Here is a 19,821-nt window from a genome sequence, read left to right on the forward strand (position 1 = left end):
TTGCAACGAAACTTCTATGCCCTCGGCCTGATTTACGGGTGCTCATATACATCAGTAATAACCCAAGCACCATCTTTAAATTCAGAAGTTACCCAAACGGGAATCCGCCAACTTCCTGTAGACCACTCACCATCGCGTGCTTCATAGGAATATATATAGATAGATTTTGCATTCTTAGGCCAATACAGGGTAAATACAGGGGTACGCAAAGAAAATTCCCTTGCATTCGGGCTATCTCCCCCCCTAATGGAATGCATATTTTTATAACCCAGCCTTCTAAAATTTTCATCGGATATTATTTCTGGACTTGGATTGATTCTAAGGGGCACCTCATTCGCCGCTACAATCAGGCTCTCGATTTTTAAGCTGATATAGACGGAGCCTGCAAAATAAAGCAGGACGCAGAAAAAAATACAATGTAGAATTTTCTTTTTCATTGATATTCTTTTTTTCATAACACTCCGCCTCCAGTTTCATCATAAAAATTTTGACAGCAACATAAAACCCCGTCTAGGAATAATGCTAACCTTACCAACTTCATTCCTTGTGGTGTATACCTGTAGTATAAATTGATTTTTAAAAAGTTGTTGAAATTTAATCAAAACTAAGAACTCTAAATGTACTCGTTTCGTTTATTTCCTCAAGCGCCCTATCAAGTCTTGGACCTGTGTGCCCACAATATGCCATTTTCCCCTCTTCATTTAGTCCTGTAACAAATATTGAGTGGTACCAGTCGCCATCAGCACGCCTTAATTGTACCACATCTCCTGCCTTCACCCTGTTCAAAAGATCTTTCATGCTATAAACCGTAGCAACCCACGCACTGCCATGTAAAACAGAATAATCGTAGAAGTCCTCAACACGAATCCAAGAGCTTGTGTCGTAAACTCTAGTGTAATAAGCGTTTCCATGATATTCCCTCTCTAAATTACTATACCAATATTTCGTTGTACCTTTCGTTCCTAACGGAGGATTAGAAACTTTTCTCATTGGTATACCACCTGCATATATGCATTGTGATACGAAGTTGGTGCAGTCCCTGCCATATTCCTTATACTCTTCAGTATTAGGGTGTTCCGCATGTCGTCGCGCATAACGCACGGCTGCAGCAGCATCATACGTGGACGAAGTGGCAGCATATGCAGCCCTTGAATCAAGTGCCTGTTCATATACCTTCTCATCCTCTGCATCCTTGCGTCTTACTTCCTCCTTTATCTCTCCGATGGTTTTTGCTCTAAATTCATCGGAAGTTAAAAATATTTCAAAGGGTTCTGTCATCTCTACTTGCACCTGCTCCAACTCATACATATATTCTGCACCGTAGTAGCAGATCTCATTATAGTTAGGTAAAACTTCTAATTCCTCATCCGTACCTTCTACCAGCACTCCCATAAGATAGTCAACAAATTCTACGGTTCCAAATTCAATTTCCGGATGATTTTCTTCTAAATATGCTTTCAATTCATCCTCAAGATATTGCATTGTCATATCATCAGTGCTATCAAATTCTTCTGCGAATGCAACGTTGCCCAAAGGCAGAAGCATGGATAGAACAACAGTCATTGCAAAAATTTTCTTAAATAAATTTTTCATACATGTTCCCCTTTCAGTATAAATCTATCTTCATTATATTTAAAGACATTTTTGTAACTGAAAACAATGTGCACTTTGCTTCCAACCCCAGTATACCCCCCCCCCGTTTTACGACGTCAAGCACATCTTATCGACATTTTACTACAAACGTAGTTTTATTGCAAACAAGTCAAAATTCAATTCTTTCTTTCCCATAAAAAAAGAAAGTCTATGTCATAAACATAAACTTTCTCTCTTTAAGTTAAGTCTATTCCGTGAGGGCTTATGCCCATCACTAACTACCAAGTAAGCATCCCACCCTCTATAAGGTGGGGACTTCCTTTCCCCATTAAATCATATCGTCTTCATCCATATAAATTCCATCATCCTGTAAAGCACTTTGACTACCCACAGGTTCGATTTCTACGTTGCGGTACCTGGGCATACCTGTACCAGCGGGAATCAGCTTACCGATAATAACGTTTTCTTTCAGACCAATCAATGGATCAATCTTACCCTTGATTGCAGCTTCCGTCAAAACTCTTGTTGTCTCCTGGAAGGATGCCGCAGACAAGAAGGAGTCTGTTGCCAAAGAAGCCTTTGTGATACCCAACAGAACACGTGCACCGTTGGCAGGAGTCTTTCCTTCTGCTTCTAAAGCGATATTTGTATTTTCGAATACCAACCAGTCAACCAAGCTGCCTGGCAAGAACCCAGAATCACCGTTTTCTTCGATTTTAACACGCTTTAGCATCTGGCGAACAATCACTTCAATATGCTTATCGTTGATTTCTACACCCTGTAAACGGTATACACGCTGTACTTCCTGAATCATATAATCCTGTACGCCACGCAAACCTTTGATTTTCAGAATATCATGAGGGTTTACGCTACCTTCCGTGATTTCATCACCGGCTTCTACGTCGTCACCGTCATAAACTTTAATTCTGGAGCCATAAGGAATGAGATAATCCTTTACTTCTCCTGTTTCAGAGTTCGTAATAATAACTTCTCTCTTCTTCTTTGTATCGTTAAAGGTTACACGTCCAGCAAACTCAGCGATAATTGCAAGGCCCTTAGGCTTTCTTGCTTCAAATAATTCTTCAACACGAGGAAGACCCTGCGTGATGTCATCACCAGCGATACCACCCGTGTGGAAGGTACGCATTGTAAGCTGTGTACCTGGCTCACCGATAGACTGTGCCGCAATGATACCAACGGATTCACCGATTCGAACATATCTACCGCTTGCCATGTTGGCACCATAGCACTTAGCACAAATACCGATGTTGGAACGGCAAGTCAATACGGTACGAATTAATACCTTCTTAATGCCTGCTTTTTCCACACGTTCTGCCTGATCAAAAGTAATCATTGTATCCGCAGGAACGATGATTTCTCCTGTTTCTGGATGAATTACATCTAGGACAGACCATCTGCCACGGATTCTATCCTGTAAGCCTTCAATTACTTCATTGCCATCCATGAAAGCAGATACCCATAAACCGGGTGCTTCCTTATCGCTGTCTTCACAACAATCCCACTCACGAATGATAATATCCTGAGAAACGTCTACCAAACGACGAGTCAAGTAACCGGAATCGGCTGTTCTAAGTGCCGTATCCGTCAAACCTTTTCTTGCACCATGGGCGGAAATAAAGTACTCCAATACAGACAGACCTTCACGGAAGTTCGCCTTGATAGGTAATTCGATGATACCACCAGAAGGGTTGGCCATCAAACCACGCATACCAGCCAACTGTTTAATCTGGCTGTTGGAACCACGGGCACCAGAGTTGGCCATCATATAAATATTGTTATATTTACCCAAACCTGCCAACAACGCAACAGTAATCTTATCGTTGGCAATGTTCCAAGCCTCGATAACTTTGTTATGACGTTCTTCGTCTGTCATTAAACCACGTCTAAACTTCTTGGTAATCGTATCTACCTTTTCTTCCGCTTCAGCCAAGAATTCCGGTTTTTCCTTAGGAATTTCCATATCAGATACGGATACGGTTAAGGCTGCTTTTGTGGAGAACTTATAACCCAAAGCTTTAATCTTATCCAAAACTGCCGCAGTTTCAGTAGAACCACAACGGTTGATACATCTATTGATAATTTTACCAATCTGCTTTTTATCTACCAAGAAGTCAATTTCATAACGGAACTTTTCGTCTTCGTTCGTTCTATCTACATAGCCCAAGTTCTGAGGAATCGCTTCGTTGAAAATTATGCGGCCAACGGTGGTCTGCACCATACGAGTTTCAGCAACTCCGTTAAATGTTAAGACTCTTCTAACACGAATGACTTCCTGCAAAGCAATCTCATGGTTGTCATAAGCAAGAATTGCCTCTTTTTCATCTTTAAAGGCCCTCATAATCAAGTCGCCTTTTGCTTTGATTACATTGCCTTCCCCATCCAAAATATCTTCTTCGTAAAAGGCGTTTCTATCGTCTCTTTCCAAAGTCAGATAGTACATACCCAAAATCATATCCTGAGAAGGTACGGTTACAGGTGCGCCATCAGAAGGTTTCAGTAAGTTGTTAGGAGAAAGCAGTAAGAAACGGCATTCTGCCTGAGCCTCAACGGAAAGGGGAACGTGCACCGCCATCTGGTCACCATCGAAGTCGGCGTTATAAGCAGTACATACCAAAGGATGCAGCTTAATGGCACGGCCTTCAACCAAAACAGGTTCAAAAGCCTGAATACCCAATCTGTGCAGTGTTGGGGCACGGTTCAACATAACAGGATGTTCTTTAATAACATCTTCTAAAATATCCCAAACTTCTGTCTGAAGTCTTTCAACCATTCTCTTTGCAGATTTGATGTTGTGAGCCAAGCCATCTTCTACTAATTTCTTCATTACGAAAGGCTTGAACAACTCAATCGCCATTTCCTTAGGCAAACCACACTGGTAAATTTTCAGTTCGGGGCCAACTACGATAACGGAACGACCGGAGTAGTCAACACGTTTACCCAAGAGATTCTGACGGAAACGGCCTTGCTTACCTTTCAACATATCAGAAAGAGATTTCAGGGCACGGTTACCAGGGCCTGTTACAGGTCTACCACGTCTGCCGTTGTCAATCAAAGCATCCACAGCTTCCTGCAGCATTCTCTTTTCATTTCTAACGATAATGTCAGGGGCACCTAAATCCAACAATCTCTTCAAACGGTTATTTCTGTTGATTACACGTCTGTACAAGTCGTTCAAGTCACTGGTAGCAAAACGTCCACCATCCAACTGAACCATAGGACGAATATCAGGAGGAATAACAGGGATAGCATCCAGAATCATCCATTCAGGCTTGTTTCCAGAAATTCTAAAGCTTTCGATTACTTCAAGTTTTTTGATAATACGCACTCTCTTTTGGCCTGCAGTATCTTCCAGCTGGGCTTTCAGTTCAACAGATTCCTTTTCCAGGTCAATATCCATCAATAACTGCTTAACCGCCTCTGCGCCCATTGCAGCTTCGAAAACATTGCCGTATTTGTCATAGGCTTCTCTGTATTCCCTTTCACTTAAAAGCTGTTTGTACTGTAATTCTGTATCACCAGGATTGAGTACAATATAAGATGCGAAATACAGTACCTTTTCCAAAGCTCTGGGGCTCATGGCAAGAATCAGACCCATTCTGGAAGGGATCCCTTTGAAATACCAAATATGAGAAACAGGTGCAGCCAGTTCAATATGGCCCATTCTTTCACGTCTTACCTTCGCCTTTGTTACTTCAACACCACAACGATCACAAATAACACCTTTGTAGCGGATTCTTTTATATTTACCACAGTGGCATTCCCAATCTTTTGTTGGTCCAAAAATCTTTTCGCAGAAAAGACCATCTTTTTCAGGTTTTAATGTTCTGTAGTTAATTGTTTCGGGTTTTTTAACCTCGCCTCTTGACCACTCATGAATTTTTTCAGGAGACGCCAAACCAATCTTAATGGAATCAAATACGATTCCTTGCTCTGTGTTTTGTGTATTCATGGTCCTGTCCTCCTTTCTTATTCCTCGTCCTCAAAATCGCCATCTAGAAGCTCTTCTTCAAAATCGTCCTCAACCACTTCGTTGCCTTCTGCTTCAACACCCTCTTCGGCGTCAGCCTCAACACCTTCTTCTCCGTCAAAGAGGAAGTCTACCAACTCTTCTTCAGCCGTCAAAGGTCTTGCACGGCGGTAGTCTTGTTCTTCCGCTTCAAACCCATCAATATTTACATTTAAATCGTCCACTTCTTCGATGGACTCTTTAATCTCTACTTCTGTTTGATCATCACGCAGAACACGAATATCCAACGCTAAGGACTGTAATTCTTTCAGCAATACCTTGAAGGATTCAGGTACACCAGGTTCAGGAATATTTTCACCCTTAACAATAGATTCATATGTCTTAACACGACCAACAATATCGTCAGACTTCACAGTTAAGATTTCCTGCAAAGTATAAGCAGCGCCATAAGCTTCCAGCGCCCAAACTTCCATTTCACCGAAACGCTGACCGCCGAACTGAGCTTTACCACCCAAAGGCTGCTGCGTTACTAAGGAGTAAGGACCTGTGGAACGTGCGTGAATCTTATCATCAACCAAGTGGTGAAGTTTCAAGTAATGCATGAAACCAATGGTTACACGGTTATCAAAGAACTCACCTGTACGACCGTCACGCAAGGAAACCTTACCATCTCTGGAAATGGCAACACCCTTCCATTCTTCTCTATGGTCTCTGTTTGCATATAACTCGTCGTAAATTTCACCCTGTAATAAAGGCTTCCATTTTTCGGAGAATTCTTCCCAACAAGTATTTACATAATCATTGGCCATCTCCAAGGTATCCATGATGTCAATTTCGTTTGCACCGTCAAATACAGGGGTGCTGATTTTCCATCCCAATGCTTTTGCAGCCAAGGAAAGGTGAGTTTCCAACACCTGACCAATATTCATACGAGAAGGAATACCCAGAGGGTTCAATACGATGTCCAAAGGACGTCCGTTTGGCAAGAAAGGCATATCTTCCACAGGAAGAACACGGGAAACAACACCCTTGTTACCGTGACGACCAGCCATCTTATCACCAACGGAGATTTTTCTCTTCTGCGCAATATAAACACGTACCAACTGATTTACACCAGGGCCAACGTCATCGCCATTTTCTCTTGTAAAGATTTTAACGTCAACGATAATACCTGTTTCACCGTGAGGTACACGTAGGGAAGTATCTCTAACTTCTCTTGCCTTTTCACCGAAAATAGCACGAAGCAATCTTTCTTCCGCTGTCAGTTCTGTTTCACCCTTCGGTGTAACCTTACCAACTAAAATATCGTTGGGGCGAACTTCCGCACCAATACGAATGATACCTCTTTCATCCAAGTCCTTCAGGGCATCGTCACCCACGTTAGGAATGTCTCTTGTGATTTCTTCAGGTCCCAGCTTTGTATCTCTGGCATCTGCTTCAAATTCATTGATATGAACAGAAGTATAAACGTCATCCTGAACCAGTTTTTCACTTAATAAAACAGCATCTTCGTAGTTGTAACCTTCCCATGTCATAAAGCCGATGAGGGGGTTTTTACCCAATGCCAATTCACCATCACAAGTAGATGCACCATCGGCAATTATTTGATTCGCTTCAACCCGATCCCCTACATCAACAATAGGCTTCTGATTCAAGCATGTGCTCTGGTTACTTCTTTGATATTTAATCATCTTGTAGCGATCTCTTCCGGATGCATCGTTACGCACAACAATTTCATCTGCAGAGATTCTTTCAACAACACCGCTGTTTTTTGCAATGACGCAAATCCCGGAGTCTTTTGCGGTCTTGTATTCCATACCTGTACCTACGATAGGAGAGTCTGTTACCATCAAAGGTACCGCCTGACGCTGCATGTTGGAGCCCATCAGCGCACGGTTCGCATCGTCGTTTTCCAAGAAAGGAATGAGTGCTGTAGCAACAGAAACCATCTGCTTAGGGGAAACGTCCATCAAGTGAATTTGACTTCTGTCAACTTCGATGATTTCTTCTCTATGACGACCACTTACTTTTTTATGCACAAAGTGACCCATGCCGTCCAAAGGCTCATTGGCCTGGGCAACGCTGTAGTTTTCTTCTTCATCGGCGGTTACATAAATAAACTCTTCCATAACCCGAGGTTGTTCCCCGCTATGGTCTACCTTTCTGTAAGGTGCTTCAATGAAACCATATTCATTAATTCTTGCAAACGTTGCAAGAGTATTAATCAAACCGATGTTAGGACCTTCTGGCGTTTCGATAGGACACATTCTGCCGTAATGGGAATGGTGAACGTCTCGAACTTCGAAGCCCGCTCTTTCTCTTGACAAACCACCGGGGCCCAAAGCGGACAAACGACGCTTATGTGTCAACTCAGAAAGAGGGTTATTTTGATCCATAAACTGAGACAACTGAGAGCTACCAAAGAACTCTTTGATTGCAGCTGTTACAGGACGCACGTTTACCAACGCCTGAGGTGTAACAACGGCTAAATCCTGGGTTGTCATTCTTTCTCTAACAACTCTTTCCATTCTGGAAAGACCAATACGGAACTGATTCTGCAACAACTCTCCAACGGAACGAATACGTCTGTTGCCCAAGTGGTCAATGTCGTCCACATTGCCGTATGCGTAATCCAAATGCAACACATAGTTGATGGAAGCAAAGATATCTTCCAATGTGATATGCTTGGGAACCAATTCATGAATATTTTCTTTAATTGCTGCGGCTACTTCCTCTGAACTTTGGTACTCTTCTAAAATACGTACCAATAAAGGATAGTAAACCAATTCTCTAATACCAAGGTCTTCCGCCTTTAGGCCGAATTCTTCGATATAACCATCAATGTCAACGGCCTGATTGCTGAGAACCTTCAGCGTTCTATCTTCTACTTCGATCTGAACGTAAGCTGCACCTGTGTTCTGAATTTCTTCACACATCTCCATAGACAAGACTGTGCCTGCTTCTGCAACAACCTCGCCAGTCATTGGGTCAACCACATTTTCAGCAAGCTTTGCACCACGGATACGGTTTTTTAAAGCCAACTTCTTATTGAATTTGTAACGTCCAACTTTTGCCAAGTCATAACGCTTCGGATCGAAGAACATACCATCCAATAAGGACTTAGAGCTTTCCACTGTAGGAGGCTCACCTGGACGCAGCTTCTTATAAATTTCAACCAAGCCTTCTTCGTGACTCTTAGAGATATCTTTCTCTAAGGAAGCCAAAATTTTAGGCTCTTCGCCAAACATTTCAAGAATTTCCGCATCTGTACCAATACCCATGGCACGAATCAAAACGGTAACCGGCACTTTTCTTGTACGGTCTACACGTACATAAAAAATGTCATTGGAATCCGTTTCGTATTCCAGCCATGCACCTCTGTTTGGGATAACCGTAGCAGAGAGTAGTTTTTTACCAACCTTATCAAAATCAGAAGCATAGTAGATGCCGGGAGAACGAACAAGCTGGCTTACGATAACACGTTCCGCACCATTAATGATAAAGGTACCGGTCTCGGTCATCAAAGGGAAATCGCCCATAAAGATTTCCTGTTCTTTTAATTCATCCAATTCTCTGTTGTAAAGTCTAGCCTTTACCTTCAATGCAGCCGCAAAGGTTGCATCTCTTTCTTTACATTCTTCAATGGAGAATTTTGGTTCGGAATCCAAAGAAAAATCAATGAATTCCAGTACAAGGTTTCCGCTAAAGTCTGTAATTGGAGAAACGTCCTCAAATACTTCCTTTAGCCCCTCGCTTAAAAACCACTGGTAGCTGTTTTTCTGCACCTCAATCAGATTGGGCATTTCTAAAACCTCATTGATTCTAGAGTAGCTCATTCTGGTTGTGTCGCCAAAACGGAGTGCATGAATTCTGTTTTTTTCCATCTTGTCACCTCTCGAAATAATGATTGCACCGACAAAACCACCGCTTCCATAAAAGCAAGCGAAAAAGGGAATTTTCCCTGTCTGGACACAAAAAATTTAGAACTGCTTAAACAAAGCTAGACCTTTGCCTACACCGCCTTTGATCAGCGGCCATGACAAAAGCCTCTTTCTTCAAGAAATTCTAATCTTTACAACTGGGTATATCGCCAAATGACGTCCCACCCTCATATATATTGAACAAAAACAACCTCTCAACTCCTTAAAAACAAGCAGTTTTGCCTAGTAAAACAAGCAATTTCAACTAAAAATCACTCAATTGTAAAAATCCTGTTGAACTTTGATTTCTATTGTGCTATACTGCTTTTAAGTTGGGACATTGTCCGTATTCGTCAATGTGTGAAATATTTTATCATTTATAAGGCTTGGTGTCAAGCCTTTTTTTATGGGCTTTTTCTGGGATTCTAAGTTTTTTGTAACCCCCATAACCCCTACTTACTTTCCTTCTCTCTTTTCCTCAGTATTTCAATGTCTAAATATGTCAAAATTCCAATTTAACCAAGAACAACGCTAAAATTTCATTAAACTTTGGTATAATTTTTAATTTCCACAAAATTTAAATATAGCATTTTTGTGAAAAAAAATTGTTCTTTTTTTCGTACGTACTCATTTTTACCCCTCCAACCCTTTCCTTTCTGTCAAAATGTTGCTAAACTCTTTATAGTTTAAAGAGAGGTGTTTACTATGATCAAAGAAAATTATCAGCATATATTAGATAAAACCTTAAAACAAATTGAAAAAGGAGGAGATCGCCCTAGGCTATTACTTCATAGTTGTTGCGCCCCATGTTCTTCATATGTGTTGGAATATCTAACATCTTATTTTGATATCACAATTTTTTATTATAACCCAAACATCTTCCCTCAGGAGGAGTTCCTTTTTCGTGCAGACGAGCAGCAAAAGCTGATTGAAAATATGCCACTAAAAGCTCCTGTTTCCTTTCTCTTGGGAGAATATGATACAGAATCCTTCTTCTCCCTGGCAAAAGGCCACGAAAGGGAACTTGAGGGAGGCCCTCGGTGTAAGGCTTGCTACAGCCTACGGTTACGTAAAACCGCAGAGGAGGCAAAAAAAGGTGGGTTCGACTACTTTACAACCACCCTTTCCATAAGTCCCCATAAAGACGCACAAGCACTAAATCAGATTGGAAAACAGCTGGCAGAAAACTATGATGTTCCCTACCTATTTTCTGATTTTAAAAAGCGGGATGGTTATCGTCGCTCTTGTCAACTCTCGGAATCTTTTGGTCTTTATCGGCAAAACTATTGTGGCTGCCCCTATTCCAAACTGGAAGCAGAACTGCGAGAGGAGAACAGCCAAAATGAAATTTAGAAAGGATATATTGTTATGAGTCAACGTCATAAGGGCATTTTGTGCATCATCTTGTCCTCTTTTTCCTTCGTCCTAATGAACCTTTTCGTTCGTTTGTCCGGGGATTTACCTTCTATTCAAAAAAGTTTCTTCAGAAACCTGATTGCAATGCTTTTCGCCCTTGCTATTTTATTAAAAGAAAAGCCCGCTGTCTCGTTGGATGGGCAGTCAAAGCGATATTTAATTTACCGTTCCTTATTTGGCACCATTGGAATTCTATGTAATTTTTATGCCGTCGATCACTTGGTACTTTCCGATGCATCCCTGCTAAATAAAATGTCGCCATTTTTTGCAATTTTATTCGGAATATTAATTTTAAAGGAGAAAATTAATTTATTTCACCTTTCCTCTATTGTAACTGCCTTTGTTGGTGTACTTTTCGTCGTAAAGCCAACTGGCCTTAATATGGACCTCTTCCCTGCATTTATCGGGCTTCTTGGTGGTGTTTGTGCAGGTGCAGCTTATACTTTTGTACGGGCACTGGGGCAAAGAGGTGTACAAGGACCTTTTATTGTATTTTTCTTCTCTGCCTTTTCCTGTGTGGTGACTTTACCCTATCTTCTTTTCCAATACCAACCTATGGATTCCAGACAGGTACTGACTTTACTTTTTGCAGGCCTTGCGGCTGCAGGTGGGCAGTTTGGAATAACCGCCGCCTATTGTTATGCACCAGCAAGGGAAATTTCTGTCTTTGATTATTCTCAAATTCCCTTTTCCGCATTGCTAGGCTACTTAATTTGGGGACAAGTGCCGGATATGTATAGCTGGTTGGGGTATTTTATCATTTGCTCCACAGCGGTAACTGTGTTCCTCTATACAAACGGTTATTTTCATAGAAAAAAAGAATCACTCTCTAAATAAGTTATGAGGGGATTCAATACTTAAACAACTTCCCTCATCCCAATACAAAAATACTAAAAATAAAAAAGAACTTGATTTCACTAGTCAAGTTCTTTTTATATCTCATTATTTCTGCTATAAATAGTTCTATGGAAGTAAACTTAATATATAATATCCCTTTATCATTGATTATTTACCCCCTCAGGAAACCATCTTCTATTGACCATTCCATATCATCTACAATCTCTCTTTTTGCTTTTGCTGTTATTCAATCATCATCAGTTCTTGGGTCAGCCCTGAGATTACCTATTTAAATTAAACCCAGTTTATTCTGTGGTGTATATTTTTTCATTCAATCACCCCAACAGCAAAGTGCAATTACTCAGAGATTACAGGAACTTGTATAGCTCCAGTAGGATAATTGCACAACTAAGTACACTCAAAAAATAACCCCCAAAACATGATGTTTTAGGGGTTTTGTTTGCGTTTTTAATTACTTCAATGTAACCTTTGCGCCAACTTCTTCTAATTTAGCTTTGATCGCTTCAGCGTCTTCTTTGGAAGCCTGTTCTTTCAGAACTTTAGGAGCACCGTCTACTGCTTCTTTCGCTTCTTTCAAACCAAGACCTGTTACTTCACGAACTACTTTGATAACTTTGATCTTTTCAGAACCAACCTCTGTTAATTCTACGTCGAATTCTGTTTTTTCTTCAGCTGCTGCTACAGGGCCTGCTGCTACTGCTACACCTGCTGCTGCGGATACGCCGAATTCTTCTTCTGCTGCCTTTACCAAGTCGTTCAATTCTAATACTGTAAGTTCTTTTACAGCTGCAATGATTTCTTCAATTGTCAATTTTGCCATTTTAAAGCACCTCCGATTAAATTTGGTAGTTAATTATAATTTGCCCATGGGGCAATTCTTTTTTTGCAAAAATTATTCTGCTGCCGCATCTTTCTTCGCGATCTGATCGATAACACGTGCGAAAGAGGACATAGGGCTCTTGAAGCTGCCCAACAATTTGGAAAGCAATACTTCTTTGGAAGGGATATCAGCAACAAGCTTCATACCTTCAGCATCGTATACAACGCCTTCAATAACACCAGCTTTGAATTCCAAAGCCTTTGCATCTTTCGCTACTTTATTCAAAATAGATGCTGCTGTTGTAGCATCTTCGTAGCTGAATGCAAATGCACTGGGGCCAGACAAATACTGATCCAATCCTTCAAACTGTGTACCCTGAACTGCTAAGTGTACCATTGTGTTTTTGTAAACTTTATAGTCAACACCTGCATCTCTCAGTTGTTTTCTAAGAACTGTATCCTGTTCTACTGTTAAGCCTCTAGCGTCTACCACTACTAGGGAAAGCGCCTTTTCCAGCTTTTCTTTGATTTCATTTACGACAACCTGCTTCTGTTCGATTTTTGCCATATTTACACCTCCTTAAATCCTTTATAGATAAAGAAAGCCTCTTTGCACATAGACAAAGAGGCTCATAGCTCAATTTCAGCAATCTCCTCGGCAGGATTTACGCAATATTTTGCACCCGCTGTCTACGGCACTATTCGGTTTTTCTTTTCAACTTTTTTATTATACAAGATAAATAAGTTTCCGTCAAGAGCTTTTTTTGAGATTACTCAGAAATTTTCGCAGGGTTAACCTTTATGCCAGGGCCCATTGTTGTTGTTAAAACAACACTCTTTAAATACTGACCCTTAGCAGCTGTAGGTTTTGCTTTTATGATAGCACTCATCAGAGTCTGGAAGTTTTCTTCCAATTTCTCGGAACCAAAAGATACCTTACCTACGGGAACATGAATGATGTTTGTCTTATCCAAACGGTATTCAATCTTACCTGCTTTGATATCGTTGATAGCCTTTGTAACGTCCATTGTTACAGTGCCTGCTTTAGGGTTAGGCATTAAACCTTTAGGACCTAAAACACGACCCAAACGACCAACAACGCCCATCATATCAGGTGTTGCAACAGCAACATCGAAACCGAACCAGCCTTCATTCTGGATCTTGGGGATCAAATCTTCTGCTCCTACGAAATCAGCGCCGGCTGCTAAAGCTTCATCTGCTTTATCACCCTTTGCAAATACCAATACGCGAACTGTTTTACCTGTACCGTGTGGAAGAACAACGGCACCACGAACCTGCTGATCAGCATGTCTGCTGTCAACGCCCAAACGAACATGTGCTTCTACCGTTGCATCGAATTTTGTCACAGATGTTTTCTGCACTAAATCAATGGCTTCATTTGCATCGTAAAGCATAGCCTTGTCAACGAGCTTTACAACCTCGTTATATTTTTTTCCTCTTTTCACTTTCGTGACCTCCTTATGTGGTAATATCGGGAGAATTCCCTCCCACTTCTGCCGTCAAATCATTCGGCTTTTATTCTTCAACAACGATACCCATGCTTCTTGCTGTACCGCAAATCATGCTAAAAGCAGTCTCAACGTTAGCTGCGTTCAAGTCGGGCATTTTCAATTCTGCAATTTCCATTGCTTTTGCTTTGGAAACTTTAGCTACTTTTGTTTTGTTAGGCGCACCAGAACCGGATTCGATGCCGCAAGCCTTCTTCAAAAGAACTGCTGCAGGGGGTGTCTTTGTAACGAATGTGTAGCTTCTATCCTGATATACAGTGATAACAACAGGGATAATTAAACCTGCCTGAGAAGCTGTTTTTTCGTTGAATTCTTTACAAAAGCCCATGATGTTCACACCATGCTGGCCCAATGCAGGACCAACAGGAGGAGCGGGTGTTGCCTTCGCTGCTGGAATCTGTAATTTAATATAACCTGTTACCTTCTTTGCCATGATTGGCACCTCCTATAAATGTGGTAATTAGCGGGGATTTTTCCCTCCCACCTAGCGGACTTGCCGCCTTATGAAACGTTGACTTTAAATCTTGTCGATCTGAGCGAAATCAAGCTCAACCGGGGTCTCTCTGCCGAAGATGGAAAGACTGACCACAACGATTTTCTTATTGGTATTGATCTCTTTGATCTGACCAACAGAATCCGCAAAAGGCCCAGAAATAACACGAACGGAATCGCCCAGTGCCACATCCAAATTTTCCACCTCGCCACCAATGCCCATAGCACGCACTTCCATATCAGTCAATGGTACAGGCTTGGAACCAGGCCCCACAAAACTTGTAACGCCTCTTGTGTTTCTGACTACATACCAGGTTTCGTCGTTCATGATCATTTTAATCAGCACATAGCCGGGAAAGACTTTGCGCTGAACAGTCTTTTTCTGTCCGTCTTTGATCTCCACAACATCCTGCAAAGGCACGCTGATTTCATGAATTAAATCTTGCATACCTCTGTTTTCAACCGTTTTTTCAATATTGGCTTTTACTTTGTTTTCATACCCAGAATAGGTATGTACCACATACCATCTTGATTCGGTAGATGTTTTAATTTCTTCTGGCTTGTTGATTTCTTCAGACATAATACCATCCTTTTTCTACTCGATTTGTCTTAGCCCAAAAGTCCGATAATCGCACTGTATCCGGCTGAGAATACCGTATCCATACAGAAAATGATAACACCGACAATCAGGGAAGTAACAACAACGGTAAACGTTTTCTTCCCAATTTCAGGACGGCTGGGCCAAATAATTTTTTTAAATTCAGCCTTGTACTCTGCGAAGCCATCTCTTTCGCTATTTTTCTTAGCTTGCTTTGGCTTTGCTTGTTTCGTTTCGTTCGTTTGGTTGGTGTTTTTGTTTTCTTCCATAGGTTCACTTCCTTTTTCGGAATTTTCCCTTAAATTACTTTGTTTCTTTGTGTAATGTGTGGGATTTACAGAATTTACAATACTTTTTGATTTCCATTCTGTCAGGCATAACTTTCTTGTCCTTGGTAGTGCTGTAATTTCTCTGTTTGCACTCTGTGCAGGCTAAGGTAATCCTTGTTCTCAAGATTTCCACCTCCGTTGATGATTTTATTTTGTACATAAAAAAAAGACCTGCGTCTTCACACCTAGAATAGCACAAGTCTTTTTTACTGTCAACAACAAATCATGGAAAAACCTTGTTTTTTCAACGAAACATGGGTTTTTTAGATATTAATTATTACTGGTTTTTCATATATTCTTCTAAAGCCACTGCCAATTGATCTGGACAGCTGCTTTTTCTTATGCCACAAGTAATGCCTCTTAGTCTTCCTGCTGCCTCTTCTGGTGCCATTCCTTCCGCCAGTGCCGCTAACCCTTTGTGGTTACCATCACACCCACCAAAAAAAGAAATGTTTTTTACCAATCCATCTTCCACGTCAAATTCAACTTTTTGGGCACAAATTCCTTTGGTTTTAAAGCTGTAATGCATCTTTATCCCCCCCTGTCTCTAAAATGCTCGTAACAGCATATCATAGAATTCGACAAAATACAATTACTTTTATTTCCGCCCTCTAGCCATTAAGTAAGTGAGGAAAAAAAACGCCGACAACACCAATACAATGGAGGCCCCTGCTGATGTACCAAACTGATAGGAAATGAATAGCCCAATAACCGATGCCACTAGGGCGAAGACCGTTGCAATCCAATGATATGACCGGGCACTTTCAGCAACATTCCTCGCTGCCGCTGCCGGTAAAATCAATAGAGAATTAATCATTAAAATCCCTACCCAACGAATGGATACCATAACTGCAACGGCAACCATGACAACAAAAATATTTTCTATCAACAGGGTTTTGATTCCACGGCTAACAGCCATAGAACGATTCACGCTTAATAATAACAAAGGATTATAAAGATATACCCAAAGGCCGTACACCAAAAATAAAACCAGAAAAATCAGACCTAGGTCTTTTTCCCCCACGGTTAAAATATCTCCTATTAAATAGGAAGAAATTCTTGCAAAACCACCTTTAGCTGTTAAAATCATAATTCCCAAGGCCATGGCCATGGATGAAAATACACTGATTACCGTGTCAGAGGAAGCCAGCCCCGAAGCTTTTACCCTTGTGATTACTAAACTAATAAAAATACCAAAGGCAATCATGGCCATTAGGGGATCATTAAGGCCAAGCAAACCGCCCAGGGCAATTCCCGTAAACGCACTATGTCCCAAAGCATCGGAAAAGAAGGCCATTTTATTGTTTACTGTCATGGTACCCAATAAGGCAAACAAGGGTGATAATAAAATAAGGGCGATAAAGGCGTTTTTCATAAAATCATATTGAAACATAGAAAACGGTAAGCCTTCCAATACCCCATAAATCAAATCCATTTTTTCTCCTCCCCTAAATGCAAAAGACCAAAAGCATTTTGATAAGCATCTGTTGTAAATACTTCCTCAGGCTTTCCCTGTGCCACTACGGTTTTATCTAAAAGTATAACCTTATCAGCATACTTTTGAATCAGTTCCAAATCATGAGACACCAAAAGAATGGGCATATGGTACTTGTCCCTCAACTCCGTTACCCTTTTATAAAATAAATCTAAGCCAGAAACATCCACACCGGAAACAGGCTCGTCCAATATCAAAAGATCTGGTATAGGTTCTGTTGCCAATGTTAGCAAAACCCGTTGTAACTCACCGCCGCTCAATGCCCCAAGGCGACGGTTTATTAAATACCCACACTCTACTTCATCTAAAGATTTTAAAATCTCTTTCCTTAATTCCTTTCCATGCCTAATCCACACTGGAGAACCGCCTCTGGCAGCTGCCATAAAATCCAAGACCGTAACAGGCATACTTTTATCAAAATCCAAATGCTGTGGTATATAGCCAATTCTAGGTTTTCCTACAACGTCACCTTGGTGATCAGAAAAACGAATGGAACCCTGAAAATGATACTCTCCTAAAATCGCTTTTAATAAGGTAGTTTTTCCTGCTCCATTTTTACCGATTAAGACGGTCAACTCTCCACATTGTAATGTTATGTTAACATCATGAATCAAAGTAGCCCGACCACTGCTTACCGACAAATTGGCAACCTCAATACTGCAAAGACCGCAATGATTATGAATCACCATGATGTTCTTCCTCCAAACATTTCTCAATCAATTTGATATTGTCCTCCATGATAGAAGCGTAGCTCTCACCTTCCATAGTTCCTCCTGTAATAGGGTTCAAAACAATCACTTGTCCCCCACATTCCTTTGCTAAAACCTCTGCATACTTCCTTCCAGCATCGTCTGCTACCAAGTAGTATTCAATACCTTCCTTACGAATTTCATCCACCGCTTCTGCTAACTCTTTTGCCGAAGGCCCTACATTTTCTTCCACAAAAATCTGCACATGGGCATTCAGATGAAACACCTCCGTAAGGTAGGCAAAGCCCTCATGGAACACCGCAACATTAACATGACCATCATGATTGTGGTGATAGGTTTCAGCTTCTTTTTGTAAACTTATTAATTGCTGTAAAACATCTTGCCCATTATGCTTTATCTTACCCTTCTCCTGAGGCAGTACTTCTGTAAGCCCCCTTACCATATTTTCTACTTGCTTCTGCACTCGACTAGGTGACAACCAAATGTGGCTGTTACCACATTCTTCGTGAGCAAAAGCATCCACACTATTATGAAGTCCCCCCTCAATCTCATGTTCGTCTAATTCTCCATGCTCATGGTAGTGGCTGTGTTGGCTTTCTAATAGGTCAATCCCCTCAGATGTGTCAACAACGATCAGCTCAGGAAATTGCTTCAGTGCCTGCTCTAAAAAACTCTCCATGCCACCGCCGTTAATCAGCAATACGTCAGCTTCTTGCAGTTTCTGCATATCACCAGTTGTCAAAGTATAATCGTGTAAACACCCCGTTTGAGGTTGAGCCATATTATATAAATCAATGCCATCTACCCCCTTTGTCACTTCCTGAGCAAGCAGAAAGATGGGGTGAAAACTGGTGAGCACTTTTAAATGTTCTTTATTATTCTTCTCCTTAACAGGGGCACAGCCTGTAAGAATGAAAGCCAAAAGTAGTATTAAGCAAATTTTTCTCTTCATTCTAACCTCCATCAAATGCAAATCATTTGCAATTTGATTTTATGCTCCTCCTATCCACTTGTCAACATCCAAATTCCACTACACTATTTAAGACAAAGGAAGTTTCCTATTTTTCCCTTATGAAAAGGATTGACACTATAATAAGAAACTATAAGTAGTTTTTACTAAAAAGTTTCTCATTCAAACTAAATATTCCTCGTACCACCATGATGAATGAATTGTTCGTCATGCGAAATGCATGGAGAATTTGAGAATGTTGTAATCTGTGATTATACCAAGTCCAGATTTCTAACCTCCATCTGGAAAATGAATTTGCTATCATTGTTCATAAAGGAGTACGTCGGCCACAAATCTTAGCTATAGCTGAGCCATTGTCATGATTATTCAAGATGGGCACAGAAATTTAAGCGTTCGTTATCAGGGTGGACCACCTAAAAAATATAGAAATCCCCTCCATGCACTGGCTACGGATTTTATTAGAATATCCATCCCATTCATGAATCCCTCACAAAAAGGTATTCACGAACAGTATCAGTGTTTCTAAAATTAATAAAAAAGTAGAAAGCGAGTAAATATTCTATCTTTATAAATTAATGTACTTTTTTGTAGAATCTTACACTTTTTCATGTTTTTTTCTTAGAAATTTCTCAAATATTCCTTGCACAATGTAATATTTTGATATACAATAAGCATTGTAGAATGAAGAAGGAGGTGTTTTTAATGGCTCACGTAATCGGACCTGAATGTATCGGTTGTGGCGCTTGCGCTGGCGAATGTCCTACAAGCTGTATCGTTGACGCTGGTGGCGTTTTCGAAATCAAAGCTGCTGAATGTATCGACTGTGGTACATGTGTTGGTGCTTGCCCTACAGGCGCAATCAAACCAGAATAATTTTACTTAAAAAAAGTGAGCATTTGCCTCACTTTTTTATTTTGGGCTAAAGTGCTCACTTTCTGTTACAATATGATTCTAGCTAATCTATAATTTGTACTTCACGTTCAAATTTCCCCTATCTATCCCTCGCTATTACATTCTTTTCAGCAAATAAGCTTTATCTCTCAAAGCATTCATCCTGCCTTCTAGAATATCAAACGGATATATATTCCTCTCTACTATTTCAAA

General features: G+C 40.7%; 18 protein-coding genes and 1 other annotated feature. Of the genes, 3 read left to right on the forward strand and 15 right to left on the reverse strand.

The annotated features are described in order from the left end of the window. Positions 1-32: 32 nt before the first annotated feature. The 4 genes from RBQ60_RS12745 to rpoB form a co-directional block, all read right to left on the reverse strand. Positions 33-455: a hypothetical protein gene (locus RBQ60_RS12745; protein ID WP_307884061.1), complete on the reverse strand. Its 423-nt coding sequence runs from the start codon at positions 453-455 to the stop codon at positions 33-35. A gap of 139 nt (positions 456-594) precedes the next feature. Next, positions 595-1,593, reverse strand: a complete 999-nt coding sequence (locus RBQ60_RS12750) for an amidase domain-containing protein (RefSeq protein WP_307884062.1) — start codon at positions 1,591-1,593, stop codon at positions 595-597. 328 nt (positions 1,594-1,921) lie between these two features. Then, a complete protein-coding gene (gene rpoC / locus RBQ60_RS12755; RefSeq protein WP_307884063.1) occupies positions 1,922-5,563 on the reverse strand; it encodes a DNA-directed RNA polymerase subunit beta' in 3,642 nt (1,213 codons plus the stop codon). A 17-nt stretch (positions 5,564-5,580) separates the two neighbouring features. Next, the gene (rpoB, locus tag RBQ60_RS12760; protein WP_307884064.1) at positions 5,581-9,465 is read right to left on the reverse strand and encodes a DNA-directed RNA polymerase subunit beta; all 3,885 of its coding nucleotides are present in this window, start codon (positions 9,463-9,465) and stop codon (positions 5,581-5,583) included. A gap of 741 nt (positions 9,466-10,206) precedes the next feature. On the opposite strand from rpoB, the gene RBQ60_RS12765 reads away from it, so the two are divergent. After that, positions 10,207-10,854, forward strand: a complete 648-nt coding sequence (locus RBQ60_RS12765; RefSeq protein WP_307884065.1) for an epoxyqueuosine reductase QueH — start codon at positions 10,207-10,209, stop codon at positions 10,852-10,854. 15 nt (positions 10,855-10,869) lie between these two features. Further along, the gene (locus RBQ60_RS12770; RefSeq protein ID WP_307884066.1) at positions 10,870-11,754 is read left to right on the forward strand and encodes a DMT family transporter; all 885 of its coding nucleotides are present in this window, start codon (positions 10,870-10,872) and stop codon (positions 11,752-11,754) included. A 472-nt stretch (positions 11,755-12,226) separates the two neighbouring features. Here RBQ60_RS12770 and rplL read toward each other — a convergent pair whose 3' ends face one another. The 11 genes from rplL to RBQ60_RS12825 form a co-directional block, all read right to left on the reverse strand. Continuing rightward, entirely contained in the window at positions 12,227-12,586 is a 360-nt protein-coding gene (gene rplL / locus RBQ60_RS12775) for a 50S ribosomal protein L7/L12 (protein ID WP_307886019.1), read from the reverse strand. Between the two features lie 81 nt (positions 12,587-12,667). Next, the gene (gene rplJ, locus RBQ60_RS12780) at positions 12,668-13,162 is read right to left on the reverse strand and encodes a 50S ribosomal protein L10 (RefSeq protein ID WP_307884067.1); all 495 of its coding nucleotides are present in this window, start codon (positions 13,160-13,162) and stop codon (positions 12,668-12,670) included. A gap of 21 nt (positions 13,163-13,183) precedes the next feature. After that, positions 13,184-13,308 (reverse strand) — a sequence feature (ribosomal protein L10 leader region). A 56-nt stretch (positions 13,309-13,364) separates the two neighbouring features. Continuing rightward, positions 13,365-14,060, reverse strand: a complete 696-nt coding sequence (gene rplA, locus RBQ60_RS12785; protein ID WP_307884068.1) for a 50S ribosomal protein L1 — start codon at positions 14,058-14,060, stop codon at positions 13,365-13,367. Positions 14,061-14,130: 70 nt separating this feature from the next. Then, positions 14,131-14,556, reverse strand: a complete 426-nt coding sequence (gene rplK / locus RBQ60_RS12790; protein WP_307884069.1) for a 50S ribosomal protein L11 — start codon at positions 14,554-14,556, stop codon at positions 14,131-14,133. Positions 14,557-14,640: 84 nt separating this feature from the next. Further along, a complete protein-coding gene (nusG, locus tag RBQ60_RS12795) occupies positions 14,641-15,195 on the reverse strand; it encodes a transcription termination/antitermination protein NusG (RefSeq protein WP_307884070.1) in 555 nt (184 codons plus the stop codon). 29 nt (positions 15,196-15,224) lie between these two features. Then, positions 15,225-15,482: a preprotein translocase subunit SecE gene (gene secE, locus RBQ60_RS12800; RefSeq protein ID WP_307884071.1), complete on the reverse strand. Its 258-nt coding sequence runs from the start codon at positions 15,480-15,482 to the stop codon at positions 15,225-15,227. 34 nt (positions 15,483-15,516) lie between these two features. Further along, on the reverse strand, positions 15,517-15,666 hold the full coding sequence (gene rpmG / locus RBQ60_RS12805; protein ID WP_118579801.1) for a 50S ribosomal protein L33: 150 nt from the start codon (positions 15,664-15,666) through the stop codon (positions 15,517-15,519). Between the two features lie 153 nt (positions 15,667-15,819). Further along, the gene (locus tag RBQ60_RS12810) at positions 15,820-16,071 is read right to left on the reverse strand and encodes a TIGR03905 family TSCPD domain-containing protein (protein ID WP_307884072.1); all 252 of its coding nucleotides are present in this window, start codon (positions 16,069-16,071) and stop codon (positions 15,820-15,822) included. A 69-nt stretch (positions 16,072-16,140) separates the two neighbouring features. After that, positions 16,141-16,977, reverse strand: a complete 837-nt coding sequence (locus tag RBQ60_RS12815) for a metal ABC transporter permease (protein WP_307884073.1) — start codon at positions 16,975-16,977, stop codon at positions 16,141-16,143. Continuing rightward, positions 16,968-17,726, reverse strand: a complete 759-nt coding sequence (locus tag RBQ60_RS12820; RefSeq protein ID WP_307884074.1) for a metal ABC transporter ATP-binding protein — start codon at positions 17,724-17,726, stop codon at positions 16,968-16,970. Before RBQ60_RS12820 ends, RBQ60_RS12815 begins: the two co-directional genes overlap by 10 nt. Further along, positions 17,713-18,699 carry a metal ABC transporter substrate-binding protein gene (locus RBQ60_RS12825; RefSeq protein WP_307884075.1) on the reverse strand — a complete coding sequence of 329 codons (987 nt, stop codon included), beginning with the start codon at positions 18,697-18,699 and terminating at the stop codon, positions 17,713-17,715. The genes RBQ60_RS12820 and RBQ60_RS12825 overlap by 14 nt, the downstream gene beginning before the upstream one ends. 720 nt (positions 18,700-19,419) lie before the next feature. On the opposite strand from RBQ60_RS12825, the gene RBQ60_RS12830 reads away from it, so the two are divergent. Beyond that, positions 19,420-19,590: a 4Fe-4S binding protein gene (locus tag RBQ60_RS12830; protein ID WP_307884076.1), complete on the forward strand. Its 171-nt coding sequence runs from the start codon at positions 19,420-19,422 to the stop codon at positions 19,588-19,590. Positions 19,591-19,821 lie beyond the last annotated feature (231 nt).

Origin of the sequence: Anaerotignum sp. MB30-C6 (assembly GCF_030908465.1) — a bacterium.
Taxonomy (GTDB): Bacteria; Bacillota; Clostridia; order Lachnospirales; family Anaerotignaceae; genus Chakrabartyella.